Raw genomic sequence first — 24,499 nt, 5'->3', positions numbered from 1 at the left:
GGCCCGGCGCGCTCACCAGCCGCGGCTGCCCGGGCCGCCCTTGAAGGGGCCGACCACGTCGTCGCTGACCCAGCCGCCGTAGAAGCCGCCCGGCTGGGCGCGCACCTCCTCCTCGTCCAGCAGGCACAGCACGCGCCCGGGCGCGCAGCCCGGGTACAGCGAGACGGCACCGGCCAGGTCGGCGAAGGACGGCGTCGGGCGCGGGTAGCGCCAGGCCGCGCGCGCGGCGGCGAGGGAGCCGTCCGGGCCCAGCACGTCCAGGTAGCCGGCCACGCCCTTCCACTCGCACCAGCTCTCCCCCTCGGCCGGGCGCAGCAGCGCGCCGTCGACCGCCGCCGGGGCCAGGTAGTACGTCGGCGGGTGGCTGGTCTCCAGCACCCGCCACGCCAGGCCCGAGCCCGCCGGGGCGTCGGCCAGCACCGCCCCGTCCACCAGCACGCGCACCCGCCGGCGCGCCACCTCCAGCCGCGGCGGGCGCGGGTAGTCCCACACCGACTCCTGCCCCGGCCCCGGCTCCTGCGGGACCACCCCCGGTGGCAGCGCCCTCACAGCCCCTCATCCCCGCCGGCGCCCGCGCCGGCCCTCGCCCCACCCGCCGGCCCGTCGTCGGGCCCGTCGTCTGGCCCGTCGCCGGGCAGGTCCAGCGTCAGGCGGGCGGCGCGCGCCAGCATCGCCGGCACGCCGCCGTCCGCCACCGCCGCGCGCTGCCAGCGCGCGCCGGTGCCGCGCCGCAGCACCGCGGCCGCGCCCGCGCGCACCGCCTCCTCGTCGCCGGTGCGCGCCAGCGCGGGGGCGACGTGCTCGAGCAGGTCGGCGACGACCTGCGCGGCGGGGCGCGGGGAGCCGGTCAGCGGGTGCACCAGGTCCCCGTCCAGCCCGTCGCACGAGGCGCGCCAGGCCGCCAGCCGCAGCACCTCCACGGGCGCCTCCGGCACCGGCCGCCCGGCGCGGTGGTCGGCGACGGCGGTGTCGGCCAGGGCCCGCACCAGCCCGGCCAGCAGCACCGCGTCGTCCACGCGCAGGCACACGTCGGCCACGCGGACCTCCACCGTCGGGTAGCGCGCCGAGAGCCGGACGTCGAAGTAGATCATCCCCAGGTCCATCGGCACCCCCGTGGACAGCACCCGGCGCACCAGCGCGTCGTAGCCGGCCGCGTCGCCGACGGCGGCGCTGGGACCGGCGGTGGGCCAGCGGTCCCAGACCCGCGAGCGGTAGCTGGCGTGGCCGGTGTCCACGCCCTGCCAGTACGGGGAGTTGCCGCTGAGCGCGAGCAGCACCGGCGCCCACGGGCGCACCCGGTCCAGCACCGCCGCGCCCTCGTCGCGGTCGGCCACGCCCACGTGCACGTGGCACCCGCACGTCAGCTGCTCGCGCGCCAGCAGCCCGAAGCGCTCGCTCAGCCGCTCGTAGCGCGAACCCGGCGAGAGGGTCGGCACACCGCCCAGCGGGTGGGTGCCCAGCGCCACGAGCAGCGCGCCGCGCGCACGGGCTCCCGCCGCACCCGCCGCACCGCCCGCGCCCCCGGTACCGGGCTCGGCGCCGGGCTCGGCGCCGGGCTCGGTGCCGGGCTCGGCGCCGGGCTCGGTGCCGGCGCGGGGATCGGCCGCCGCCGCGGCCAGCGCCCGGCGACGGGACAGCAGGTCCTCGCGCAGCGCGTCCAGGCGGGTGTGCGGGGCGCTGCCGGTCTCCACCTGCTCGCGCTGCAGCTCGCTCTCGCCGGTGGCGGGGGGCAGCGCGCGCAGGACCCGCGGGGCCTCGGCCCGGGCGCGGCCGTCGACGGGGTCGACGAGCAGGTACTCCTCCTCCACCCCCACGGTGCGCACGCGGCCCCCTCCCCGTCCGCGGCCCGGCGGGCCGCCGCGAGCGCCAGTCCACCACGCCGGCGCGCACCCCCTCCAGCGGGGCGCGGGGAGGGCGGTAGCGTGCGGGCCGTGCCGCCGACCGTCGCCACCACCACCCGCGTCGACCGCGACGGGCTGCTCGAGTTCGTCCGCGGCCGCCACCACGTCGTGCTGCTGACCCACCGCGCCGACGGCTCCCCGCAGCTGTCCCCCGTCACCGCCGGGGTGGACGCCGAGGGCCGCGTCGTCGTGGCGACCTATCCCGAGCGCGCCAAGGCGGTCAACGCCCGCCGCGACCCGCGCGCCAGCCTGCTGGTGCTCTCCGACGACTTCGGCGACGCGTGGGTGCAGGTCGACGGGCGCGCGGAGGTGCTGGACCTGCCCGAGGCCCTGGAGCCGCTGGTGGAGTACTTCCGCTCCATCTCCGGCGAGCACCCCGACTGGGACGAGTACCGCGCGGCGATGGCGCGGCAGGGCAAGTGCCTGCTGCGGGTGACGCCCGAGCGGTGGGGGCCGGTCGCCACCGGCGGGTTCCCCGCGCGCCTGGCCGGCTGAGCGGCTCCCGGCCGCCCGGCCCCCGGGCGCGGGGGCGCGCCGGTGCGGCGCGGGGTCGCGCCGGTCAGCCGCTGCGCGGGGCGGGTCCCACGTCGCGCACGTGCTCGGCCACCGCGCGCAGCAGGTCCTCGTCGGGCACCAGGCCGTGCGCGCTGCGGGCGTGCGCGTCGACCTGCGCCAGCACCGCCTCGCGGTCCTCGCCCAGCAGCTCGGCGTGGCAGCCGGGCACCACGTCGCCGCAGCGGAACGCCTTCACGCCGGCACGCCCCGCCCCACCGCTCCCCGCACCGGCGCGCCCGCCGCGGGTGCCGGCGCCGGCCACCCCGGCTGCGGCGCGGCGCCGCGCGCGGCGCCGGCCAGGTCCAGCACGACGTCCTCCACGCCGACCACCCCCACGTAGCGCCCGGTGGCGTCGGTGCACACCATCGGGTCGAAGCGCACCCCCGGCGGGCGCGAGACGGCCCGGGCCGCGGCGTGCGGCAGGGACGTCTCCGGCGCCAGGGCGCTGACGACCTCCTGCACGCGCGGGCGCGCGCCGGGCGCGGCGCCGGGCAGCACGAGCACCAGCGGCACGTCGCGCTCGTCCACCACGACGACCGGCGCGTGGTCCTCGACGACCTGGCGCACGGCCTCGACCACGGTGCGGGAGGTCTTGGTGCGCCGCGCCAGGCGCCCGGCCACCCGGTCGCCGACCGCGGCCGGCGGGGCCGCGGTCCCGGTGCTCAGCAGCCGCCGGGCCCGCAGCGGCAGGGGCGCGAAGCGCTCCGAGGGGCGCGCCAGCAGGAACCCCTGCACCAGCGGGACCCCCATGGAGCGCAGCACGTCCAGCTCCGCGAGCGTCTCGACGCCCTCGGCGACCACCCAGGCGTCCATGCGGTCGGCGCACTCGCCCAGCAGGCGCAGCACCGAGCGCTTGACGAGGTCGCCGTCCAGGCCGCGCACGAGCTGCAGGTCCACCTTGAGCACGTCGGGGCGCACCACCGCCATGCGCAGCAGCCCGGAGTGCCCGGTGCCCACGTCGTCCAGCGCCACCCGCGCCCCGCACGCGCGCAGCGCGGCCAGCGGCGCGGCCAGCGCAGCCGGGTCGCACTCGCTGTGCTCGGTCAGCTCCACGACCACGGACGTCAGGTCGTGCGAGGTCAGCAGGCGCAGGACGCGCTCGTCGCCGAGGGAGGCCGGGCTGGCGTTGACGGTCAGGAAGGTGCCGTGCGGCAGGCGGTGGCGCAGCGGCAGGGCCGCGGCGAGCACCAGCAGGTCCAGCTCCGCGCTGCGGCCGAGCAGCCGCGCCGCCTCGAACCACTCCTCGGTGCCGTGCGGGGAGTCGAAGCGCGAGAGCACCTCGTAGCCGGCCACCCGCTCGGCGGCCACGTCGACCACGGGGTGCAGCACCAGCCGCAGCCGCTCGGGGCGGGCCAGCAGGTCGTCCAGCCGCCCGCGCCAGCCCGCGGCGTCGTGCAGGGGCGTGCGGTGTGCTGCCACGTGCACCTCCTCCCACGACCTCACCCGGGGGCGGCACCCTCACCGCTCGTCCCGCGGGACACCGGGGAGCATAGTGCTGTGACGAGATGGTCACAGCTCGTACAGAGCATTGGCCCTGCGGGGAGCGGTGGCCCCGCCCCTCAAGGACGGGCTCGCGCGCGCCGACGTGCACCCCGTGGAACGCCCGCACGACCGGCCCGGACCGGCGCACCGGCACCGGCGCACCGCCGCGCCCGCCGCGCACCGGGCCGCTGCTCGCGCCGTCGCCGGCGCCGCCGTCACCGCCGCGCTCACCGCCGCGCTCACCGCCGCGCCGGCGCCGGCCGCGGCTGCTGCGCCCGCCGGCGGCGCGGCCGCCGCCCGGGCCGCCGCGGAGGCGGCGCGCGCGGACGCCCAGCGCGCCGGCGCCCTGGTCGAGGAGGTGCGCACGGCGCTGGAGCGCCGGCGCGAGGCGCTCCAGCGCGCCGCGGGGGCGGCCGTCGGCGCCGAGGTCGCCGCGGCGCGCGAGCGCGCCGGTGCCGAGGCCGCGCGCTCCGGCGGCACCCGGCGGGTGCGCTCGCTGTACATGGAGCCCACCCGCGCGCTGACCGCCGGCGGCGGGTACGCGCTGGTGCGCTCGCTGCTCACCGGCGCCGACCCGGCCGAGGCGCTGCGCGCGGGCGCCCTGGCGGGCGGCGGGACGGGCACGGGCACGGGCACGGGCACGGGCACGGTCGCCCCCGCCAGGGCGGTGCGCGCGCTGGCCGCGGGCGCGCGCGCCGCCGGGACGGGCAAGGCGGCCGCGGACCGGCGCGCCGCCGAGGCCGAGGCAGCCTCTGCGGCCGCGGACCGGGCGGCCGCGGCGGAGGTGGGCGCGCTGCGCGAGCTGGCCGAGCGCTCCGACGAGCTGCAGCGCTCGCTGGTGCGCGCGCGGGAGCGGCTGGCGGCGCTGGACGAGCGCGCCGCGCGGCTGCGCGCCGCGGAGGAGGCCGAGGCGGCGCTGGCCGCGGCGCGCGCGGCCGCCGAGCGGCTCGCCGCCGCCGCGGCGGTCAGCACCGCGAGCGTGCGGGCCGCGGAGGCGCCGGCCGACTACGCGGCCCTGTACGCGCGCGCGGCCACCACCTGCCCGGGCATGCGCCCGGCGCTGCTGCGCGCGGTCGGGCAGGTCGAGAGCGGGCACGGGCGCGACACCGGGCCCTCCTCGGCGGGGGCGCGCGGGCCGATGCAGTTCATGCCCGCCACGTTCGCCGCCTACGGCGTCGACGGCGACGGCGACGGCGACACCGACGTGCTCGACCCGGCCGACGCGGTCTTCAGCGCCGCGCGCTACCTGTGCGCCAACGGCGCCGGGGCCGGACGCGCCGGGGAGTCGGGCGCCCTGTACCGCTACAACCACGCCCAGTGGTACGTGACCATGGTGCAGCGCCTCGCCGACGAGATCGACGCCGGCGGCGGCGCCCCGCTGCCCACCGCGCCACCGAGCGCGCCACCCTCCGCGGCGCCCAGCGCGGCACCCAGCGCGGCACCCGTGGCGGCGCGCTCGTCCTGAGCCGCCCCGGCGCCGCCCGTCACGGGGCGGGCGCCGCCGGGTCCAGGCGCAGCACCGCGGTGCCCTGGAGGGTCCGCACCTCCACGGCCGCGATGCGCTCGCGCGTCAGCGACGTCGACCCGCTCAGGCGCGCGTCGCTGCCCGGCACGGCCGTCCAGGTGCCGATGCGCTCGGCGCTGCCGTCGGTGCCGGTGACCACCAGGGCGTACGGGGAGGCCTGGTCGGCGCCGTCGCTGGCGTAGGCGCACACCAGCTCCACCTGGGTGCCCCAGGGCTCCTCGGTGAGCTGCGCGGTGGCCGTCAGCGGCACCGGCAGCACCGGCTCCATCGAGCGCACGCCGTCGCCCGCCCCCGGGTCGCCGGGCGGTGCGGCGGAGGACCCGGCGGAGGACCCTGCCGAGGACCCGGCGGAGGGCTCGTCAGAGGACCCGGCGGAGGGAGCGGTCAGCACCGCGGGCGGCGCCGCGTCCGGGCGCTGCAGCAGCGCGGTGGCGGCGCCGCCGGCGACCACGCACGCGGCCGCCGCCGCGGCGAGCAGTCCCGCGCGGCGCCGCCGCCGGCGCGCGCGCACCTCGCGCAGCAGCCGCGGCAGCAGCACGTCCGGGGCGCGCGGCGCGGTGGCACCGGCGGCGCCCGCGAGCGCACCGGGTCCGGGCCCACCGGGTCCGGGCCCACCGGGTGCGGGCTCGTCGAGGGACGCGACGACGTCGCCGGGCACGTGCGCCAGCAGTCCCGGCAGGCCCGCGAGGTCCTCCACCCCGGCGCGGCAGGCGGCGCAGCCGGTCAGGTGCTGCTCGAAGGCGGCGCGCTCGGCGGGGTCGAGGGCACCGAGCACGTAGGCGCCGGCGTCGTGGGCGAACGCCTCGTGGCCCGGGCCGGGGCGCTGCGGCTGCGGCGGCGTGGTGCTCACCGGCCCACCCCCATCTCCTGCAGCGCCAGGCGCAGGCTGCGCAGCGCGTAGTGGGTGCGCGACTTCACCGTGCCGGCGGGCACGCCGAGCACCCGCGCCGCCTCCGCCACCGAGCGCCCGCGGAAGTAGCACTCGCGCAGCACCGCGCGGTGCTCGGGGGTCAGCCGCTGCAGGGCCTGCGCGACGACCCACTGCTGCAGCACCCGCTCGGACTCGTCGAGGACCTGCTCCTCGGGCACCTCCGCGCGCACGCTCTCGCGGCGCGCGCGCGCCGAGCGGCGCTCGTCGAGCACGAGGCGGCGCGCCACCGTGAACAGCCACGCGCGGTTGGAACCGGTGGCCGGGTCCATCGCCGCGGGGTGGCGCCAGGCGCGCAGCAGCGTCTCCTGCACGACGTCCTGCGCGTGGGCGCGGTCGCCGGTCAGGGAGAGCACGTAGCCGAACAGGGCGCCGGCGTGCTCGGCGTGCAGCGCCCGCACCAGCTCCTCGTCGGCGTCGGTCACCGCCGCTGCCCCCCTCCCCGGCGGGCGCGCCGCCCGCACCGGCACAACGGCGCGCGGCCCCGGCCGGTTCACCGGGCACCGGCCCGGCCGGGGGCGGGTGCGGCGGGCCGGTGCCGCACCGGGCGGGTACCGTCGGGGCGTGACACGCACGGCCCGGTCCCGGTCCGCGGAGCCGGCGGGTTCCCCGCCGCTGCGCGAGTGGTTGCGCCAGCTGCCCCTGCTCGGCGGGCAGGCACCGCCGTTCGACCCGGCCACCGCTCCCGGGGAACCGCTGGAGCTGCTGGTGGAGTGGCTGCACGAGGCCGTGGCGGCCGGCGTGCCCGAGCCGCACGCGCTGACCCTGGCCACCGTCGACGCCGCCGGGCGCCCGGACGCGCGCGTGCTGGTGCTCAAGGACGTGGCCGACTCCGCGCTGTGGATCGCCTCCGGCGCCGGCAGCCCCAAGGGCCGGCAGCTGGCCACGGTGCCGGTGGCCGCCCTGGTCTTCTACTGGCCCCAGCAGGGCCGGCAGGTGCGCGTGCGCGGGCGGGTGCGCGTGGCCGACGCCGAGCACGCCGCCCGCGACTTCCTGCAGCGCCCCGTGCACGGGCGCGCGGAGTCGCTGCTGGAGCGGCAGAGCCGCCCGCTGGACGAGTCGCACCTGTCCGACGAGTTCGCCGACGTCGAGGACCTCGTGCACCTGGAGCCGGCGGTGGTGGCCTCGGCGTGGACGGTGTGGGCGGTGGACGCCTCGCGGGTGGAGTTCTGGCAGTCCTCCCCCGACGGGCAGCACCTGCGGCTGCGCTACTCGCGCGCCGAGGACGGCGGCTACGACCGGCAGCTGCTGCGGCCCTGAGCGCACGGCGCCTCCCGCGCGGGCGCGGGAGGCGCGGGTGCTCGGGCGGCGGGCGCTCAGGCGGCGCGCGCGCTCAGGCGGCCGTCGCGCCGCTGCACCGACAGCGCCAGCCCGAAGGTGCGCGAGAGCGGCTCGGAGGTCAGCACCCGCTCGGCCGGGCCGGCGGCCACGACGCGCCCGGCGCGCAGCAGCAGCGCGTGCGTGGTGCCCACCGGCACCTCCTCGACGTGGTGCGTGACGACCACCGTGGTGGGCGCGGCCGGGTCCGCGGCCAGCGCGGTCAGCCGGCGCAGCAGGTCCTCGCGCGCGCCGAGGTCCAGCCCGCCGGCCGGCTCGTCGAGCAGCAGCAGCTCCGGGTCGGTCATGAGGGCGCGCGCGATCTGGGTGCGCTTGCGCTCGCCGTCGCTGAGGGTGCCGAAGGGCCGCTCGGCCAGGTGCGCGGCACCCAGCAGGTCCAGCAGCTCCAGCGCGCGCTCCTCGTCGCCGGCGTCGTACTCCTCGCGCCAGCGGCCGGTGACGCCGTAGGCGGCGGTGACGACCACGTCGCGCACCCGCTCCCGCCCGGGCACCGAGCGCTCCAGCGCGGTGCTGGCCAGGCCGATGCGCGGGCGCAGCTCGAAGACGTCCACGCCCCCCAGGCGCTCGCCGAGCACCCGCACCGCGCCGGTGGTGGGGAACAGGCGCGCGGCCGCCAGCGAGAGCAGGGTGGACTTGCCGGCGCCGTTGGGGCCGAGCACCACCCAGCGCTCGCCCTCGCGCACGCGCAGGTCCACCGCGTCCAGCAGCACGCTCGTGCCGCGGCGCACGGTGACGGCGTCGAGCCCGAGCACCTCGTCCGCGTCGACGGGGGCGACGGGGTCGGCGGTCGGCTGCGCGGCACGGTCAGCGGCGTCGGGCACGGGGGAACCCTAACGAGGCGGGCCCGCAGCGCGCCGTGCGGGGTGGGGGCGCGCGCCGGGCCCGTCGTAGGCTGCGGCGCGTGCTGGACCTGCCCCGTTCCGCGCGGCTGGCCGCCTGGGGCACCGGTGTGCTCACCGGTGCCGCCGGCGTGGACGCCGCGGTCGCCGCGGTGGTGCGCGACGACGAGCCGCACGCGGTGCGCTGGGACGCCGCCGCGGCGCCCGCGCACCCGCGGGAGCTGCGCGAGCTGCTGCCGGCCCTGGCCGGCGCCGGCTGCGGCGCGCTGCTGCTGGCGCTGCCGGTGCCCGGCGACCCGCGCGGCCTGCCCGGCCCGCCGGAGGTCAACACCGCCGCGCTGCGCGCCGGCGAGTGCGTGCTCGCCGAGCCGGCGGGCGCGCCGGCGGGCGCGCCGGCGGGTGCGGCAGGTGTGGCAGGTGCGGCGGGCCGGTGGGCGCTGGTGCCGGAGGTGACGGAGTTCGGCTCGGTGTGGGAGCCGGGCGCGATGGTGACGTGGGCGGTGCTGGCCGCGGCCCCGCGGCGGGCGCCGGAGAGCTCCAGCGTGGCCGACTGCGAGCGCGAGCTGCGCCTGGCGCTGGCCACGGCCACGCGGGCGCTGGCCTCGCTGGACGTGGCGCGCTGGCGCGAGGACGCCGCGGACCGCATCGCCGCGGTGCGCGACGGCGGCCTGGCGCGCGACGCGCTGCCGCCGGGCACCTCCCCGCGCGCGGCGCGGGTGCTGCAGACGGCCGCGCGGGTGCTGGCGATCGTGGACCTGGCCGCCGAGGACGACGGCGCGGCGCTGACCAGCTTCGAGGCCACCTCGCGCGCGCAGGCGCTGCGCGAGGTGGCCGGCGTGGCGCGGCGGGCGCTGGTCGCCGCGGTCAACGCGCACGCCGAGCCGGTGCGCGCCTAGGCGGGCGGGCCGGGCGGCAGCACCTGCGGACCGGCCTCGGCCGGGCGGGGGCGGTCCTCCGGGTGCGCGCGCAGCACCAGCAGCGCGATGTCGTCCTCGTGGGAGGCGTCGAGGCGCTCCAGCAGGGCGTCGCACAGCGCCTCCACCGGCAGGTGGGCCAGCTCCTCCAGCGTGCTGCGCAGCCACTCCACCCCGCGCCGCACGTCCACGCCGCGGCGCTCGACGAGCCCGTCGGTGTAGAGCACCGCGGTGGCGCCCGGCTCCAGCACGACGCGGTGGTCCGAGCGCGCCGCGCCGGGCACCACGCCCAGCAGCAGGTCCGGGGCGCTCTCCAGCAGCCGGGCGCCGCCGCGGGGGGTGACCAGCACCGGCGGGGGGTGCCCGGCGTTGGACCAGCGCAGGGTGCGCAGGCCGGCGGCCCGCTCGGCCGGGGTCTGCTCCACCTGCGCCACCACGGCGGTGGCGTACGCGCCCACGCCGAGCTGCTGCATCGCGCGGTCCAGGCCGGCGAGCACGGCCGCCGGCTGCGCGCCCAGGACCGCGGCGATCCCGCGCAGCAGGTTGCGCACCTGGCCCATGACGGCGGCGGCGTCGCGGTCGTGGCCGGCGACGTCGCCGACCACGAGGGTGGTGGTGCCCGGCGGGGCCAGGAAGCAGTCGTACCAGTCGCCGCCGACGTGGGCGCCGGCCGCGGCCGGCAGGTAGCGCACGCCGATCTGCAGGTGGTCCGGCTGGAAGGGCTCGGTCAGCAGGCTGCGCTGCAGCGCCTCGGACAGGCGGCGCTGCTCGCTGGCCAGGCGCCGCTCCTGCTCGCGCGCCTGCAGCGCCGCCAGGGTCTGGGCGCACTGGGCGGCGAAGGCGTGCACGAGCTCCAGGTCGCGCTCGGTGAAGTCCTGCGGCTCGCGCCAGCCGATCGTCAGCGCGCCCACCGACCTGCCGGCGGCGCGCAGCGGCACGGAGACCCACGTGCCCAGCCCGGTGCTCTCCACCGCCTCGGCCATCTGCGGCGTCCACGCCAGCGAGGCGGCGCGGTCGGGCAGGACCACGGTGCGGCCGGTGGCCGCGGCGACGCACACCGGCAGGGGGCTGTCCAGGGGCAGGCGCTCGAAGGTGCGCCGGGCCCGCTCGCCCAGCGAGCTCGTCATCGTCAGCTCCAGCACGTCCTCGCCGCGGGACCCGGGGGCCTCGCCCGCGCCCCCGCGGGTGCTCCCGCCCGTGCCCGCGCCCCCGCGGGTGCCCGGGCCGGTGCGCACCGCCACGGCCCCGCCGCCGGCGCCGAGGACGCCCAGCCCGCGGCCGACGACGATGTCGGTCAGCTCCGCGACGCTGCGCGCGCCGGCCAGCTGCACCGCGACCTCCACCAGGCCGGCCAGGCGCCGCGAGGCCGCCGCCTCGGCGTTCAGCGCCGCCCGCAGCTCCTGCCCGCGCGCGTAGACGTCCTCCTCGGCGTGCTCGAGGTCCTCCCGGGTGCCGTACGGCTGCGCGCCCGGGTCGCGCCGCAGCCGCTCGAGCACGTACCCGGTGACGTCCTCCACGCGGTGCACCACCAGCAGCACCCGGCCGGCGGCGTCGCGCACGGGGGCGTTGACGGTGCTCCACCAGCGCGGCAGGGAGCGCCCGCCGGGCACGGGCACGTCGTAGCGCTGCAGCGGCATGGTGTCGGCCCGGCAGGTGCTCACGACCCGCTCCAGCGAGGCGGCCAGGTTGGCCACGGCCTCGCCGCCGGGCCCGTCGGGGCCGTCGGGGAAGGCGTCGAGCAGGGGGCGGTCGAGCAGCTCGGCGCGCCGGCGGCCGGTGGCGCTCTCGTAGGCGCGGTTGACCGCCCGCACGCGCAGGTCCGCGTCGAGGACGAGGTGGGGGGTGCTCAGCGCCTCGAAGACGGCCGCGAAGTCGACCCCTGGGGCCTGCACCACGTGATCCCGTCCCACCCCTCGCGCCGCGCCGGCGGTGCGCGCCCGGCGCGCCCGCACCGCGGCGACGGGCCTCCCGCGCGCCGCGGCGGGCACATCGTAGGGGCCGCCGCGGGCGTGGGGGCACGCAGGCGCAGGGCCGGCGCGGGGCCGGCGCGGGGGCGGCGCGGGGGCGCTCTAGCGGGCCGCCCCCGCGGGCAGCGCCGCCGGGGCGGTGCCGTCTCCGGTGCCGTCTCCGGTGCCGTCTCCGGTGCCGTCTCCGGTGCCGTCTCCGGTGCCGTCTGCGGTGCGCCGGAACGCACGGCGGTACGCGGTCGGCGCCAGCCCGACGACCCCGGCCAGGTGGTGGCGCAGGCCCGCGGCGCCGCCCAGCCCGCAGGCGGCGGCGACGTCCTCCACGCTCAGCGCCGTGGTCTCCAGCAGGTGACGGGCGCGCTCGACGCGCTGCTGCGCCAGCCACTGCGCCGGTGAGGCGCCGGTCTCGGCGCGGAAGCGGCGGGTGAAGGTGCGCACGCTGGTGGCGGCGTGCGCGGCGAGGTCGGCCAGGGTCAGCGGCTCGGCCAGGTGCTCCAGCGCCCACGCGCGGGTGGGGCCGGTGCCGGCGTCGCCGCCGGCGGGCAGGTGCCGCTCGATGAACTGCGACTGCCCCCCGGGCCGGGCCGGTGCCACGACGCACTGCCGCGCGACCCGGTTGGCCACCGCGCTGCCGTGGTCGCGGCGCACCACGTGCAGGCACAGGTCCAGCCCGGCGGCCAGGCCCGCGGACGTGAGCACGTCGCCGTCGTCGACGTAGAGGCGGTCCTCCTGCAGGCGCACCGCCGGGTACAGGCGGCGGAAGGCGGCGGCGTGGTCCCAGTGGGTGGTCGCCGGGCGCCCGTCGAGCAGGCCGGCGGCGGCCAGCACGAAGGCGCCGGTGCAGATGGAGACCACGCGGGTGCCCGGGCGCACCAGTGCCAGCGCGGCGGCCTCGGCGGGCCCCAGCACCCCGCGCTCGCGGGCCCCGGCGCTGCGGGTGCCGGGCACCACGACGGTGTCCGCTCCCGCGAGCGCCGAGGCGTCGGCCTGCGGCAGCACGGCGTAGCCGCTGCTGGTGGGCACCGGCGCCCCGTCCGGGGAGCACACCACGACGTCGTAGAGGGGCGCCCCGGCGGCGTCGCGGGCGCTGCCCAGGACCAGCGGTGCGATGGTCAGGTCGAAGCCGACGACGGGGCCCAGGGCCAGGACGGCGACGCGGTGCACCCCGCGACGGTAGGCCCACGGGTGGCCGGATGTCGACGGAAGGTGTCCTGCGGGCCACTGTCGCGGGCACGGCCCCGGCCGCCACGCTGGGCCGGTGAGCACGCACCTCCCGGGCACGACCCCGCCCGGCACCGCCGCACCCGCCGCGCCCGCCGCGCCCGCCGCGCCCGCCGCCGTCCCTACACCCACCGCCCCCGCGGGACCGGCCCGGCGCCGCCCGCACCCGGCGTGGGGGGTGGCCGCGGTGACGTTCGCGGTGCTCGTGGCCGCCGGGGTGTTCCGCTCGGTGCCGGGCACGCTGCTGCAGCCGCTGACGGCGGAGTTCGGCTGGTCGACGGCGAGCGTGTCGGCGGCGGTGTCGGTGAACCTGGTGCTCTACGGGCTCATCGCCCCCTTCGCCGCGGCGCTGATGCAGCGCTTCGGGGTGCGCCGGGTGGTCACCGCCGGGCTGCTGCTGGTGGCGGCCGGGGCGGCCGCCTCCACCCGGGCCGCGCAGCCGTGGCAGCTGGTGCTCACGTGGGGCGTGCTCATCGGGGTGGGCACCGGCTCGATGGCGATGTCGCTGGCCGCCACCGTGGTGGGCCGCTGGTTCGCCGAGCGCCGCGGCCTGGTCACCGGGGTGCTGGCCGCCGCCGCCTCGGCGGGGCAGCTGGTGCTGCTGCCGCTGGCGGCGCACCTGGCCGAGCGGCACGGCTGGCGCACCCCGGTGCTGGTGGTGGCGCTGGCGGCGCTGGCGGTGGTGCCGCTGGTGCTGCTGCGCCTGCACGAGCACCCCGCCGACCGCGGCACGACGCCCCTGGGCGCCGCGCCCGCCTCCCCCTCCCCCGACCCCGCCGCGCCGGTGCCGCCGGTGCCGCCGGTGCCGCCGGCGGCGCGCGCGGCGGCGCTGTCGGCGACGGCGGCGCTGCGCCTGGCGGTGCGCCGGCGCGCGTTCTGGTTCCTGGCGCTGGGCTTCGCGGTGTGCGGGGCGAGCACGAACGGCTTGGTGGGCACCCACTTCGTGCCCGCCGCGCACGACCACGGCATGCCGGCGACGACGGCCGCCTCGCTGCTGGCGCTGGTGGGCCTCTTCGACGTGGTCGGCACCATCGCCTCCGGCTGGCTGACCGACCGGGTCGACCCGCGCCTGCTGCTGCTGGGCTACTACGCCCTGCGCGGGGTCTCGCTGCTGCTGCTGCCCGCCGTGATGGCCCCGCACGTGCACCCGGCGACGTGGGTGTTCGTCGTCTTCTACGGCCTGGACTGGATCGCCACGGTCCCGCCGACGGTGGCGCTGTGCCGCGAGCACTTCGGCACGGCCGGGCCGGTGGTCTTCGGGTGGGTCTTCGCCGCGCACCAGGTGGGCGCGGCGGCGGCGGCCCTCGGCGCGGGCGCGGTGCGCGACGCCACCGGCGACTACGCCGGGGCGTTCCTGGCCGCCGGCGCGCTGTGCCTGCTGGCGGCGGGCGCCTCGCTGCTCGTCAGCGCGCGGCGCGCTGCGGTGCGGGCAGCGCCGCCAGCGCCCGGTTCTCCACCGGCAGCCTGAAGCCGAGCAGCAGCACGGCGTTCAGGACGGTGAAGGCGAGCGCGGTGACCCAGCAGGTGTGCACCAGCGGCAGCGCGACGCCCTCGAGCACCACGACCACGTAGTTGGGGTGCTTCAGCCACCGGTAGGGCCCGCGCACCACCGGGGGCATCCCCGGCACGACGATCACGCGGGTGTTCCAGCGCCGCCCCAGCGAGGCGATGCACCACCAGCGCAGCACCTGCGAGAGCAGCGCCAGCGCCAGCACCGGCCAGCCCAGCGCGGGCAGGAACGGGCGGTCCGCGAGCGCCACCTCCGCCAGGCACGCCAGCAGCAGGCCGGTGTGCAGCGCGACCATGGGGCCGAAGTGGCCGCGGCCGCTCTCGACGCCGCCGCGGGCGAAGGACCAGCGCGCGTTGCGGGTGGAGACGACCAGCTCGGCCAGCCGCTCCACGCCGGTGGCCAGCACCAGGGCGGTGAACCAGGCGGCGGAGCTCACGCGGCGGCCCGCAGCAGGACCTGCTCGGTGCCCACACCGGGGCCCACCGCCAGCACCAGGGCGTGCTCGCCGGGCACGCGCTCGGTGGCGGCCAGCACGTGCAGCACCGAGGAGCTGGAGAGGTTGCCCACCTGGCGCAGCGAGGCCCAGCTGGGCTCCAGCGCCGCCTCGGGCAGGCCCAGGGCGCCGGAGACGGCCCGCAGCACCTTCGGCCCGCCGGGGTGCACCACCCAGCGCTGCACCCCCGAGGGGTCCAGCCCGCGCGGGCCGAGCAGGGCGTCGACCTCCGCGCCCAGCTCGGCGGCGAGCAGGTCCGGCAGCTCCGGGGCCAGCACGATGCGCATCCCGGTGCTGCCCACGTCCCAGCCCAGCGAGCCGGAGGTGCCGGGCAGCAGGCGGCTGCGCGAGGCCAGCACGTCCCAGCCGGGCGCGCCGGCGGCCCGGTCGGCCCCGGCCAGCACGACGGCGGCGGCGCCGTCGCCGAACAGGCCGCTGGCGACGAGGTTGGCCACCGAGTCGTCCTCGCGCTGCAGGGTCAGCGAGCACAGCTCCACCGAGACCAGCACCCCCACCTCGCCGGGGTGCCCGGCGAGGTAGTCGTCCACCCGCGCCAGCCCCGCCGCGCCGGCGGCGCAGCCCAGGCCGAAGGAGGGCATGCGCTTGACGGTGGGGCGCAGGCCAGCGCGCGCGGCCAGCGCGACGTCCAGCGCGGGCGCGGCCACGCCGGTGACGGTGGTGAAGAGCACGAAGTCCACCTCCCCGGGCGCCACGCCCGCCGCGGCCAGCGCGCCCTTGAGCGCCTGCTCGGCCAGGTCCAGGCCGACCTCGGCGAAGACCGCGTTGGCCGCGGTGAACGAACCCAGCCGCGCGTACGTGTCCAGGGGCAGGGCCAGGTGCCGGTGCTCGACCCCGCTGGCCGCGTGCAGGCGCTGCAGCAGCTGCCGGCGCGCCCCGCGCGGGGCGAGCAGCGGCGCCAGCTCCTCGGCGATCTCACCCTGCCCGTGGCGGTGCGGGGGCAGGACGGGTTCGACCGCGAGCACCCGGGAGGGGCGGGGGGCGGGTGTCGCGGGGACCGGCGCGGCGGCCGGGGCGGGGTGGGGCACGGGTCGATGCTGTCTCAGAGGACGGACTCGTACACCTCGAGGGTGCGCGCGGCGATCGCCGACCAGCTGAAGGACTCCACCGCGCGGCGCCGCCCGGCCGCGCCGCGCTCGCGGGCGCGCTCGGGGTCGGAGACGGCCTCGCCCAGCGCCGCGGCCAGGTCGGCGACGAAGCGGTCGGGGTCGACGGGGGCGCCGGTGCCGTCCTGGACCTGCTCGATGGGCACCAGCCAGCCGGTGGTGCCGTCCTGCACCACCTCGGGGATGCCGCCGGTGGCGGTGCCCACGACGGCCGCGCCGCAGGCCATGGCCTCGAGGTTGACGATGCCCAGCGGCTCGTACACCGAGGGGCACACGAAGACGGTGGCCTGGGAGAGGTGCTCGAGCAGCTCGGGGCGGCTGAGGTGGCGGTCCAGCCACACCACGCCGGAGCGGTGCTGCTGCAGGTCGGCGACCAGGGCGGAGACCTCCGCGGCGATCTCGGGGGTGTCGGGGGCGCCGGCGATCAGGACGAGCTGCACGTCCGGCGGCAGCTGCGCGGCGGCGCGCAGCAGGTGCGGCAGGCCCTTCTGGCGGGTGATGCGCCCGACGAAGACGACGCTGGGGCGGTCGGGGTCCACGCCGTTGGCGCGCACGAGGTCGCGGCCGGGCACGGGCGTCCACTCCCCGGCGTCGATGCCGTTGTGCACCACGTGCACCCGCGCCGGGTCCAGGGCGGGGTAGCTGCGCAGGATGTCCGCGCGCATGCCGGCGCTGACGGCCACGACGGCGGCGGCGGCCTCGAAGGCGGTGCGCTCGGCCCAGCTGGAGAGGGCGTACCCGCCGCCGAGCTGCTCGGCCTTCCACGGGCGCAGCGGCTCCAGGCTGTGGGCGGTGACCACGTGGGGCACCCCGTGCAGCAGCGAGGCCAGGTGCCCGGCGGTGTTGGCGTACCAGGTGTGCGAGTGCACGACGTCGGCGCCGGCGGCCCCAGCGGCCATGGGCAGGTCCACCCCCAGCGTGCGCAGCGCGGCGTTGGCCCCGGCCAGCTCCGCCGGCTCGCCGTAGGCGCTCACGCCCGCCTCCTCGCGCGGGGCGCCGAAGCAGCGCACGAGCACCTCGGGACCGCCGTCCAGGGCGCGCAGCGCCCGCACCAGCTCGGCCACGTGCACCCCGGCGCCGCCGTACACCTCCGGCGGGTACTCCCGGGTCATCAGGTCCACGCGCATGATCGCTCCTCGTCCTCGGCCGGTGCTCCCCGGTGATCGTGCCCCCCGGCGCCCGGGCGGGGCGACCGGGTGGTGACGCGCGGGGTCGTTGTCCGGGCATCGTGGCGGTCGCGGGCCTATGGTGCCCCTCGTGGCTGCTCCCAACGTCCTCGCGATCGTCCTCGCCGGCGGGGAGGGCAAGCGGCTCATGCCCCTCACCGCCGACCGGGCCAAGCCGGCGGTGCCCTTCGGGGGCACCTACCGGCTCATCGACTTCGCGCTGTCGAACCTCGTCAACGCCGGCTACCGCAAGGTCGTCGTGCTCACGCAGTACAAGTCCCACAGCCTGGACCGGCACATCTCGCAGTCCTGGCGCATGTCGAACCTCTTCGGCAGCTACATCGCCTCGGTGCCCGCGCAGCAGCGCGTGGGCAAGCGCTGGTACCTCGGCAGCGCCGACGCGATCTACCAGTCGATGAACCTCATCTCCGACGAGCGCCCCGACATCGTCGTGGTCGTCGGCGCCGACCACGTCTACCGCATGGACTTCTCCCAGATGGTCGACGCGCACATCGCCTCGGGCGCGCCGTGCTCGGTGGCCGCGATCCGCCAGCCCATCTCGCTGGCCGACCAGTTCGGCGTCATCCAGACCGAGCCGGGCAGCACCCGCATCGCGCAGTTCCTCGAGAAGCCCAAGCACCCGCAGGGCCTGCCCGACTCCCCGCACGAGGTCCTGGCCTCGATGGGCAACTACGTCTTCGACGCCGACGCCCTCGTCGACGCGGTCACCCGCGACGCGGACGAGGAGGACTCCAAGCACGACATGGGCGGCGACATCGTGCCCGACTTCGTCGGGCGCGGCCTGGCGTCGGTGTACGACTTCAAGGACAACGAGGTCCCAGGGGCCACCGACCGCGACCGCGCCTACTGGCGCGACGTGGGCACCATCGACGCCTACTTCGAGGCGCAGATGGACCTCATCTCGGTGCTGCCCGTCTTCAACCTCTACAACTACGAGTGGCCCATCATCGCCGCGCAGGACTTCTACCCGCCGGCGAAGTTTGTGCACGGCTGGCAGGGCACCTACGGGCACGCGGTGAACTCCATCATCTCCGCCGGCACCGTCGTCTCCGGCGCGCTGGTGGAGAAGTCGGTCGTCTCCCCGCGGGTGCGGCTGGACTCCTGGGCGCACGTGAGCGAGTCCGTCCTCATGGACGGGGTGCAGGTGGGCCGGCACTCGGTGGTGCAGCGCGCCATCCTCGACAAGAACGTCGTGGTCCCCGACGACGCGCGCGTGGGCGTGGACGCCGAGGAGGACCGCGCCCGCGGCTTCACCGTGACCGACTCGGGCATCACCGTGGTCGGCAAGGGCCAGACCATCCCCACCTGACCCGGCGCGCCGCACCTCCCGCGAGCGCGGGAGGTGCGGCAGCATCCGTGCATGACCTCCCCCGCACCCGCCGGCGACCGTCCGGTGCGCATCGGCGTCCAGCTCCAGCCGCAGCACGCCCCCTACCCCGCGATCCGCGCCGCCGCGGCGCGCGCGGAGGAGGTGGGGCTGGACGTGGCCTTCAACTGGGACCACTTCTACCCGCTGTACGGCGACCCGGACGGGCTGCACTTCGAGTGCTGGACGGTGCTGGCCGCCTGGGCCGAGGCCACCAGCACCATCGAGATCGGTGCGCTGGTGACCTGCAACAGCTACCGCAACCCCGAGCTGCTGGCCGACATGGCCCGCACGGTCGACCACGTCTCCGCGCACGACACCGGCACCGGCCGGCTGATCCTGGGCATCGGCTCGGGCTGGTTCGAGAAGGACTACGCCGAGTACGGCTACGAGTTCGGCACCGCCGGCGGGCGGCTGGACAGGCTCGCCGAGGACCTGCCGCGCATCGAGGCGCGCCTGGCCCGGCTCAACCCCGCCCCCACCCGGCACGTGCCGGTGCTCATCGGCGGCGGCGGCGAGCGCAAGACGCTGCGCATCGTGGCGCGGCACGCGGACATCTGGCACGGCTTCGGCGACGTGGAGACCATCGCGCGCAAGCACGAGGTCCTCGACGCGCACTGCGCCGACCTGGGCCGCGACCCCGGCGCGATCGAGCGCTCGGCGGGCGTGGACGCCGGAGACAGCCCCGCCGACAAGGGCGAGGCGCTGCACGCGGTGGGCACCCGGCTGTTCACGATCGGCGTGGGCGGGCCCGACTTCGACCTGGCGCCGCTGGCGGACTGGGTGGCCTGGCGCGACGAGAAGAACGCCGCGCGCGGCGCCTGAGGCCGGCGGGGCCCGCCCGGGGCCCGGTGCTCCCCGCCGGGCCCCGGGCGCGGGCCGGTAGCCTGCGGCGCGTGCCCGAGACCCCCGCGAACCCCCCGGGCGCCGCGCCCCCGGGCGACGCGCCCGCGCTGCTGGTCACCGTCACCGGCACCGACCGCCCCGGGGTGACCTCGGCGCTGTTCACGGCGCTGGCCGGCACCGACGCGGAGGTCCTCGACGTCGAGCAGGTCGTCGTCGGCGGGGTGCTGACCCTGGCGGTGCTCGTGGGCACCGCCGAGCCGGCAGCGGTCAGCGCGGCGCTCGACGGCTGGGGCGAGCGGCACGGGCTGGGGGTGACCTGCACCGCGCAGGTGGCGGCGGCCCCGGCCGCGCGCCCGCGCCGGCTGCACGTGACGCTGCTGGGCGCCCCGCTGCGCCCGGCGGCACTGGCGCGCACCACCGCGGTGCTCGCCGAGCGCGGGGCCAACGTGGACCGGGTGCGGCGGATGTCGTCCACGCCGGTGACCAGCGTGGAGTTCGACGTCTCGGTGGACGCCACCGCCGCGGAGGTCCTGGACCTGCGCCGGGCGCTGGCCGCCGAGGCCGGCCGGCACGGGCTGGACGCGGCCGTCTCCCCCGGCGGGCTGGCCCGCCTGGGCCGGCGCCTGGTGGTCATGGACGTGGACTCCACCCTCATCCGCCAGGAGGTCATCGAGCTGCTGGCCGCGCACGCCGGGCGCGAGGCGGAGGTGGCCGCGGTCACCGAGCGCGCCATGCGCGGGGAGATCGACTTCGGCGCCTCCCTGCGCCAGCGCGTGGCGTGCCTGGAGGGGCTGGACGTGTCCGTGGTGGAGCGGGTGCGCGAGGCGGTGGTGCTCACCCCGGGCGCGCGCACGCTGTGCCGCACCCTGCACCGCCTGGGCTCCACCCTGGCGCTGGTCTCCGGCGGGTTCCTGGAGGTCGTCGGCCCGCTGGCCGCGGAGCTGGGCATCGCGCACGTGCGCGCCAACCGCCTGCAGGTGGTGCACGGGCGCTTCACCGGCCGCCTGCTGGGCCCGGTGGTGGACCGGGCGGCCAAGGCCGCGGCGCTGCGCGAGTTCGCCGCCGCCGAGGGCCTGCCGCTGCACCGCACCGTGGCCATCGGCGACGGCGCCAACGACCTGGACATGATCGGCGCCGCCGGCCTGGGCATCGCCTTCAACGCCAAGCCGGTGGTGCGCGAGCAGGCCGACGCCGCGCTCAACGTGCCCTACCTGGACGCGGTGCTGCCGCTGCTGGGCATCACCCGCGAGGACGTCGAGGACGCCGACCTGGCCGACGAGGCGCTGGCGGGCGAGGCGCTGGCCGCCGGCCCGGGCGGCCGCTGAGCGCGGCCACCCGGCGGCGGGGCGTCCGGGGCGTCCGGGGCGGGCCGTCCCGGGGGGGCGGGTCAACCGGGGCGGGTCAGCCGGGGCGGCTCAGCCGGCGCGGCTGGCCCAGGTGGCCAGCGCCGCCAGCACCAGCACCACCACGACCATCGCCCCGCCCACGACCAGCAGGCCGCGCCCGCCCGAGGGCGGGCGCTCACCGGGGGGCCGGGGCCCGCCCGGGGCCGGGGGCTCGCCGCTCACGGCGCCTCAGGACCCCATCGCGTGGAAGCCGCCGTCGACGTGGACCATCTCGCCGGTGGTGGCGGGGAACCAGTCGGACATCAGCGCCAGGGCCGCGCGCGCCGGCGGCTCGGTGTCGGTGACGTCCCAGCCCAGCGGGCTGCGCTCGCCCCAGGTGCCCTCGAGGGTCTCGAAACCGGGGATGGAGGTGGCCGCGGTGGTGCGCAGCGGGCCGGCGGAGACCACGTTGACGCGCACGCCCCTCGGGCCCAGGTCGCGCGCGAGGTAGCGCGCGGTGGACTCGAAGGCGGCCTTGGCCACGCCCATCCAGTCGTAGACCGGCCAGGCTACGCGCGCGTCGAAGGTCAGGCCCACGACCGAGCCGCCGTGCGCCATCAGCGGCAGCGCGGCCACGGCCAGCGACTTCAGCGAGTACGCCGAGACCTGCACGGCGGTGGCCACGCTGGACCACTCGGTGTTCAGGAAGTTGCCGCCCATGGCGTCCTTGGGCGCGAAGCCGATGGAGTGCAGCACCCCGTCCAGGCCGTCGACGTGCTCGCCCACCCGGGCGGGCAGCGCGGCGAGGTCCTCCTCGCTGGTCACGTCCAGCTCCACCACCGGCGCCGGCTGCGGCAGCCGCTTGGCGATCGTGGACGTGATCTTCATCTGGCGCCCGAAGGAGGACAGCACGACCTGCGCGCCCTCCTCCTGCGCCACGCGCGCGACCGCGAACGCGATCGAGCGGTCGGTCAGCACTCCGGTGACCAGCAGCCGCTTGCCGTCCAGCAGACCCATGGGGTTCCTCTCAGTCCTCAGCTCGGTGTCAGTGGCCCATGCCGAGGCCGCCGTCGACGGGCAGCACCGCGCCGTTGACGTAGCCGGCGTCGGCGAGGAAGAGCACGGCCCGCGCGACGTCGTCGACGTCGCCGAAGCGGCCCGCGGGGATGCGGCCCTCGTACTCGGCGCGCGCGTCCTCGGGCAGCGCGCGGGTCATGTCCGTGTCGATGAAGCCCGGCGCGACGACGTTGGCGGTGATGCCGCGCCCGCCCAGCTCGCGGGCCACCGAGCGCGCCAGGCCGACCATGCCGGCCTTGCTGGCCGCGTAGTTGGACTGCCCGGGCGAGCCGTACAGGCCCACGACGCTGGAGACGAACACGATGCGCCCGCGCTTGGCGCGCACCATGCCGCGCACCGCCCGGCGCGCGCAGCGCCAGGCGCCGGCGAGGTTGGTGTCCAGCACGGCGTCGAAGTCCTCGTCGGCCATGCGCATCAGGAGCTGGTCGCGGGTGACGCCGGCGTTGGCCACGAGCACCTCCACGGGCCCGTGGGCGGCCTCCACCTGCGCGAAGGCGGCGTCCAGGGAGGCGCCGTCGGTGACGTCGGCGCGCACGCCCAGCAGGCCCTCGGGCGCCTCGCCGGAGCGGTGGGTGACGGCCACGCGGTCGCCGAGCGCGGCGAAGGCGCGCGCCACGGCCAGCCCGATGCCGCGGTTGCCGCCGGTGACCAGCACGCTGCGCGGCGTGCGCCCGGCGCCGGGCTGCGGCGCGCGGGCGGGGGCGTCGGGAGCGGGGGCGTCGGCAGCGTCGGGCACGGGGAGGAAAGCTAACGCATCGGCCCCGTGCGCACCCGACCCGCACCCGTCGAGCACCGTCGAGCACCGTCGAGCACGCACCGTGCGCGCGCCCCCGCGGCCGAGACGTGGTCCTCGTCACGAGGGCCCCCGCAGCGGGCGCGGGTGTCGCAGGGCGGGCTTACGGTGGACGACGTGCCTGCGCACCCCACCCCCTCCGAGGGGCGCACCGCCCGCCCGGAGCCCCCCGGCGTCTACCGCATCACCTCGGCGCCCACCGCGCTCACCGACGACCTCGGCGTGCGCTACCGCAAGTACGTCGTCTCGATGCTCGTGCGCACCGCCTGCTTCCTGCTCTTCGTCCTGGTCGACCACTGGACGCGCTGGCTGTTCGTGGTCGGGGCGATCGTGCTGCCGTACGTGGCCGTCGTGCTGGCCAACGCCGGCCGCGAGTCCAAGGGCCCGCCGCCGTCGTCCCTGACGGTGCCCGAGGTGCCCGTGCGCGAGCTGCCGGCGCTGGAGGCGCGCATCACCACGGTGCACTCCCCCGGCGAGGGCACGGGGGCGGGCACCGGGGAGGGCACCAGCTCCCGCCCCGGGGGCACCGGCGCCCCCGGCACACCGCGCCCCGGCACCACCGGCGCGCACCGCGCGGACACCCCCGGGGAGCAGGGCCGCTGGACCGGTCGCGCCTCGTGAGCACCGCCGCGCCGCCGGCGCGCCGCGCGCCGGTGCCCGCCGCGCCGCCCGCGGCCGTCGCCGTGCGGGCGCGGCGGTGCGAGACTGGGGCGGTGGACACTCCAGCCGTCCCCGCTGCGCCGCACGTCCTGGGCGCCCGCGGGGAACCGGGGCACGAACCGCCGTCCGACCTCGTGTGCAGCGCCCGCGGCTGCACCGCCCACGCCGACTTCGGCCTGATGTGGAACAACCCCAGCCTGCACACGCCCGAGCGCCGCAAGACGTGGCTGGCGTGCGGGCGGCACCGCGAGCAGCTCGCGCAGTTCCTCGGCGCGCGCGGCTTCCTGCGCGAGGTCGTCGGGGTGGACGCCCTGCCGTCGTGACCCCCGGCTCGACCCCCGCCCCCGCCGGCACCCCCTCGGGCGCGGGCGGCTCCACCTCCGGCGACCCGGCCCCCGCCGGCTCCCCCGGGGCCCCGCCGGCCGGGGCGCGCGCGGTGCTGGGGCTGCTGCGCGAGCCGGGCTGGCGCCGCGGGCTGGCCCTGGCCGTGGCCGTGGCCGTGGTGTGCGTGCTGCTGGGGCAGTGGCAGTGGCACCGCCGCCAGGACCGCCTGGCCGCCAACGGCCCGCTCGTGGGCAACTACGACGCCGCTCCCGTGCCCCTGGACGCGGTGCTGCCCGCGTCGGCCGGCGGGCTGGACGCCGCCGACGCGTGGACCCCGGTGCGCGTCAGCGGCACCTACGCCGCCGACGCCACCGTGCTGGTGCGCAACCGCCTGCGCGAGGGCGCCAGCGGCTACCTCGTGCTCGTCCCGCTGGTGCTGGGCGACGGCACGGCGCTGCTCGTCGACCGCGGCTGGGTGCCCGCCGGGTCCTCCACGCGCGTGCCCGACGCGGTGCCGGCCCCGCCGGCCGGCGTGGTGGGCGTGACCGCGCGCGTGCGCCCCTGGGAGGCCCCGCGGCGCGCCGACGTGCCCGCCGGCCAGGTCGCCTCCATCGCCGCGGGCCCCGTCGGCGAGGTCACCGCCGCGGCCGGGGCGCCCGCGCTGCGCGCGGGCTACGCCGTGCTGGAGGCCGAGGAGCCCGCCCCGGCCGTCGCCCCCGCGAGCGCCGTGCGCCCGGAGGTCGACGAGGGCCCGCACCTGGGGTACACGGTGCAGTGGTACGGCTTCGCCCTGACCTCGCTGGTGGTGTGGGTGGTCGCCGGGCGCCGCGAGCTGCAGGCGCGCGCCCTGGCGCCGGTCGCGGCGGCGGGCCCGCCCGCCGTGCCCGACGCGGACGGGTCCGGCTCGGACGGGTCCGGCGGGGCCGGGGCCGGCGCGCGCGAGCCCGGCGCGCCGGGGCCCGCCGGCGGTGCCGCGCCCGCGCGCCCGCGCCGCGGCGCGGCGCGTCCGGCGCGCCGGGTGCGCGCGGTGCGCCCCGGCAGCGACGAGGAGGCCGAGGACTCCCAGCTCGACGCCGGCGGTGCGCAGCGGGTGCCGCCGGGACGCTGACCCGCCGGGCACCGGG

The 24,499-nt window shown here is 78.9% G+C and carries 26 protein-coding genes; 11 read left to right on the top strand and 15 right to left on the bottom strand.

The window, feature by feature from the left end; translation table 11 throughout:
- Positions 1–12: 12 nt before the first annotated feature.
- Both ACRYMN_RS12035 and ACRYMN_RS12030 read right to left on the bottom strand, forming a co-directional pair.
- A complete protein-coding gene (locus tag ACRYMN_RS12035) occupies positions 13–549 on the bottom strand; it encodes a DUF427 domain-containing protein (RefSeq protein WP_432495307.1) in 537 nt (178 codons plus the stop codon).
- Complete coding sequence (locus ACRYMN_RS12030) at positions 546–1,823, bottom strand: carboxylate-amine ligase (RefSeq protein ID WP_432495305.1); 1,278 nt, start codon at positions 1,821–1,823, stop codon at positions 546–548. The genes ACRYMN_RS12035 and ACRYMN_RS12030 overlap by 4 nt, the downstream gene beginning before the upstream one ends.
- 108 nt (positions 1,824–1,931) lie before the next feature.
- Between ACRYMN_RS12030 and ACRYMN_RS12025 the strand changes: the two genes are divergently transcribed.
- On the top strand, positions 1,932–2,396 hold the full coding sequence (locus ACRYMN_RS12025; RefSeq protein ID WP_432495303.1) for a PPOX class F420-dependent oxidoreductase: 465 nt from the start codon (positions 1,932–1,934) through the stop codon (positions 2,394–2,396).
- 64 nt (positions 2,397–2,460) lie between these two features.
- Here ACRYMN_RS12025 and ACRYMN_RS12020 read toward each other — a convergent pair whose 3' ends face one another.
- Entirely contained in the window at positions 2,461–2,652 is a 192-nt protein-coding gene (locus ACRYMN_RS12020; RefSeq protein ID WP_432495301.1) for a DUF1059 domain-containing protein, read from the bottom strand.
- On the bottom strand, positions 2,649–3,875 hold the full coding sequence (locus tag ACRYMN_RS12015) for an EAL domain-containing protein (protein WP_432495299.1): 1,227 nt from the start codon (positions 3,873–3,875) through the stop codon (positions 2,649–2,651). The genes ACRYMN_RS12020 and ACRYMN_RS12015 overlap by 4 nt, the downstream gene beginning before the upstream one ends.
- A gap of 127 nt (positions 3,876–4,002) precedes the next feature.
- On the opposite strand from ACRYMN_RS12015, the gene ACRYMN_RS12010 reads away from it, so the two are divergent.
- Positions 4,003–5,403, top strand: coding sequence for a lytic transglycosylase domain-containing protein (locus ACRYMN_RS12010; protein WP_432495297.1), 1,401 nt, complete (start codon positions 4,003–4,005; stop codon positions 5,401–5,403).
- A gap of 19 nt (positions 5,404–5,422) precedes the next feature.
- On the opposite strand, the gene ACRYMN_RS12005 is transcribed toward ACRYMN_RS12010, so the two are convergent.
- Both ACRYMN_RS12005 and ACRYMN_RS12000 read right to left on the bottom strand, forming a co-directional pair.
- Positions 5,423–6,313: a zf-HC2 domain-containing protein gene (locus ACRYMN_RS12005; protein ID WP_432495295.1), complete on the bottom strand. Its 891-nt coding sequence runs from the start codon at positions 6,311–6,313 to the stop codon at positions 5,423–5,425.
- Positions 6,310–6,816 carry a sigma-70 family RNA polymerase sigma factor gene (locus ACRYMN_RS12000; RefSeq protein WP_432495293.1) on the bottom strand — a complete coding sequence of 169 codons (507 nt, stop codon included), beginning with the start codon at positions 6,814–6,816 and terminating at the stop codon, positions 6,310–6,312. The genes ACRYMN_RS12005 and ACRYMN_RS12000 overlap by 4 nt, the downstream gene beginning before the upstream one ends.
- 139 nt (positions 6,817–6,955) lie before the next feature.
- On the opposite strand from ACRYMN_RS12000, the gene ACRYMN_RS11995 reads away from it, so the two are divergent.
- Positions 6,956–7,651 carry a pyridoxine/pyridoxamine 5'-phosphate oxidase gene (locus ACRYMN_RS11995; protein ID WP_432495291.1) on the top strand — a complete coding sequence of 232 codons (696 nt, stop codon included), beginning with the start codon at positions 6,956–6,958 and terminating at the stop codon, positions 7,649–7,651.
- A 56-nt stretch (positions 7,652–7,707) separates the two neighbouring features.
- Here ACRYMN_RS11995 and ACRYMN_RS11990 read toward each other — a convergent pair whose 3' ends face one another.
- Positions 7,708–8,550 (bottom strand): ABC transporter ATP-binding protein, encoded by an 843-nt coding sequence (locus tag ACRYMN_RS11990; protein WP_432495289.1) that lies wholly within the window; start codon positions 8,548–8,550, stop codon positions 7,708–7,710.
- An 80-nt stretch (positions 8,551–8,630) separates the two neighbouring features.
- Between ACRYMN_RS11990 and ACRYMN_RS11985 the strand changes: the two genes are divergently transcribed.
- Positions 8,631–9,464: an Rv1486c family protein gene (locus ACRYMN_RS11985; RefSeq protein WP_432495287.1), complete on the top strand. Its 834-nt coding sequence runs from the start codon at positions 8,631–8,633 to the stop codon at positions 9,462–9,464.
- On the opposite strand, the gene ACRYMN_RS11980 is transcribed toward ACRYMN_RS11985, so the two are convergent.
- A complete protein-coding gene (locus ACRYMN_RS11980) occupies positions 9,461–11,374 on the bottom strand; it encodes a PP2C family protein-serine/threonine phosphatase (protein ID WP_432495285.1) in 1,914 nt (637 codons plus the stop codon). The two genes, ACRYMN_RS11985 and ACRYMN_RS11980, sit on opposite strands and share 4 nt — an antisense overlap.
- A gap of 177 nt (positions 11,375–11,551) precedes the next feature.
- Positions 11,552–12,613 (bottom strand): GlxA family transcriptional regulator, encoded by a 1,062-nt coding sequence (locus ACRYMN_RS11975; RefSeq protein ID WP_432495283.1) that lies wholly within the window; start codon positions 12,611–12,613, stop codon positions 11,552–11,554.
- A gap of 94 nt (positions 12,614–12,707) precedes the next feature.
- Between ACRYMN_RS11975 and ACRYMN_RS11970 the strand changes: the two genes are divergently transcribed.
- Positions 12,708–14,138 carry an MFS transporter gene (locus ACRYMN_RS11970; protein WP_432495281.1) on the top strand — a complete coding sequence of 477 codons (1,431 nt, stop codon included), beginning with the start codon at positions 12,708–12,710 and terminating at the stop codon, positions 14,136–14,138.
- Here ACRYMN_RS11970 and ACRYMN_RS11965 read toward each other — a convergent pair.
- Genes ACRYMN_RS11965 through glgA form a run of 3 tightly spaced genes read right to left on the bottom strand, consistent with a single transcriptional unit; the run spans position 14,074 to position 16,924 of the window.
- Positions 14,074–14,616 (bottom strand): isoprenylcysteine carboxyl methyltransferase family protein, encoded by a 543-nt coding sequence (locus ACRYMN_RS11965; protein ID WP_432495279.1) that lies wholly within the window; start codon positions 14,614–14,616, stop codon positions 14,074–14,076. The genes ACRYMN_RS11970 and ACRYMN_RS11965 overlap by 65 nt on opposite strands.
- On the bottom strand, positions 14,613–15,719 hold the full coding sequence (locus ACRYMN_RS11960) for a type III polyketide synthase (RefSeq protein WP_432495277.1): 1,107 nt from the start codon (positions 15,717–15,719) through the stop codon (positions 14,613–14,615). The genes ACRYMN_RS11965 and ACRYMN_RS11960 overlap by 4 nt, the downstream gene beginning before the upstream one ends.
- A 14-nt stretch (positions 15,720–15,733) precedes the next feature.
- Positions 15,734–16,924 carry a glycogen synthase gene (gene glgA / locus ACRYMN_RS11955; RefSeq protein ID WP_432495275.1) on the bottom strand — a complete coding sequence of 397 codons (1,191 nt, stop codon included), beginning with the start codon at positions 16,922–16,924 and terminating at the stop codon, positions 15,734–15,736.
- Positions 16,925–17,054: 130 nt separating this feature from the next.
- Here glgA and glgC point away from each other — a divergent pair, with 130 nt between their 5' ends.
- The 3 genes from glgC (at position 17,055) to serB (ending at position 20,521) form a co-directional block, all read left to right on the top strand.
- Positions 17,055–18,293: a glucose-1-phosphate adenylyltransferase gene (gene glgC, locus ACRYMN_RS11950; protein ID WP_432495273.1), complete on the top strand. Its 1,239-nt coding sequence runs from the start codon at positions 17,055–17,057 to the stop codon at positions 18,291–18,293.
- A gap of 51 nt (positions 18,294–18,344) precedes the next feature.
- Entirely contained in the window at positions 18,345–19,175 is an 831-nt protein-coding gene (locus tag ACRYMN_RS11945; RefSeq protein ID WP_432495271.1) for an LLM class F420-dependent oxidoreductase, read from the top strand.
- Positions 19,176–19,246: 71 nt separating this feature from the next.
- Complete coding sequence (serB, locus tag ACRYMN_RS11940) at positions 19,247–20,521, top strand: phosphoserine phosphatase SerB (protein WP_432495269.1); 1,275 nt, start codon at positions 19,247–19,249, stop codon at positions 20,519–20,521.
- 90 nt (positions 20,522–20,611) lie between these two features.
- Here serB and ACRYMN_RS11935 read toward each other — a convergent pair whose 3' ends face one another.
- Genes ACRYMN_RS11935 through fabG form a run of 3 tightly spaced genes read right to left on the bottom strand, consistent with a single transcriptional unit; the run spans position 20,612 to position 22,334 of the window.
- Positions 20,612–20,764 carry a hypothetical protein gene (locus ACRYMN_RS11935; RefSeq protein ID WP_432495267.1) on the bottom strand — a complete coding sequence of 51 codons (153 nt, stop codon included), beginning with the start codon at positions 20,762–20,764 and terminating at the stop codon, positions 20,612–20,614.
- A gap of 6 nt (positions 20,765–20,770) precedes the next feature.
- Positions 20,771–21,538 (bottom strand): enoyl-ACP reductase FabI, encoded by a 768-nt coding sequence (fabI, locus tag ACRYMN_RS11930; protein ID WP_432495265.1) that lies wholly within the window; start codon positions 21,536–21,538, stop codon positions 20,771–20,773.
- A gap of 28 nt (positions 21,539–21,566) precedes the next feature.
- Positions 21,567–22,334 carry a 3-oxoacyl-ACP reductase FabG gene (gene fabG, locus ACRYMN_RS11925; protein WP_432495263.1) on the bottom strand — a complete coding sequence of 256 codons (768 nt, stop codon included), beginning with the start codon at positions 22,332–22,334 and terminating at the stop codon, positions 21,567–21,569.
- A 174-nt stretch (positions 22,335–22,508) separates the two neighbouring features.
- Between fabG and ACRYMN_RS11920 the strand changes: the two genes are divergently transcribed.
- From ACRYMN_RS11920 to ACRYMN_RS11910, 3 genes are all read left to right on the top strand, one after another.
- The gene (locus ACRYMN_RS11920) at positions 22,509–23,012 is read left to right on the top strand and encodes a DUF3099 domain-containing protein (RefSeq protein ID WP_432495261.1); all 504 of its coding nucleotides are present in this window, start codon (positions 22,509–22,511) and stop codon (positions 23,010–23,012) included.
- Positions 23,013–23,140: 128 nt separating this feature from the next.
- On the top strand, positions 23,141–23,374 hold the full coding sequence (locus ACRYMN_RS11915) for a hypothetical protein (protein ID WP_432495343.1): 234 nt from the start codon (positions 23,141–23,143) through the stop codon (positions 23,372–23,374).
- Positions 23,371–24,483 (top strand): SURF1 family cytochrome oxidase biogenesis protein, encoded by a 1,113-nt coding sequence (locus tag ACRYMN_RS11910; protein WP_432495259.1) that lies wholly within the window; start codon positions 23,371–23,373, stop codon positions 24,481–24,483. The genes ACRYMN_RS11915 and ACRYMN_RS11910 overlap by 4 nt, the downstream gene beginning before the upstream one ends.
- Positions 24,484–24,499: the final 16 nt, after the last annotated feature.

Origin of the sequence: Kineococcus gypseus, from assembly GCF_050871305.1 — a bacterium.
Taxonomy (GTDB): Bacteria; Actinomycetota; Actinomycetes; order Actinomycetales; family Kineococcaceae; genus Kineococcus; species Kineococcus gypseus.
This window is presented reverse-complemented; position numbering and strand designations above follow the sequence as displayed.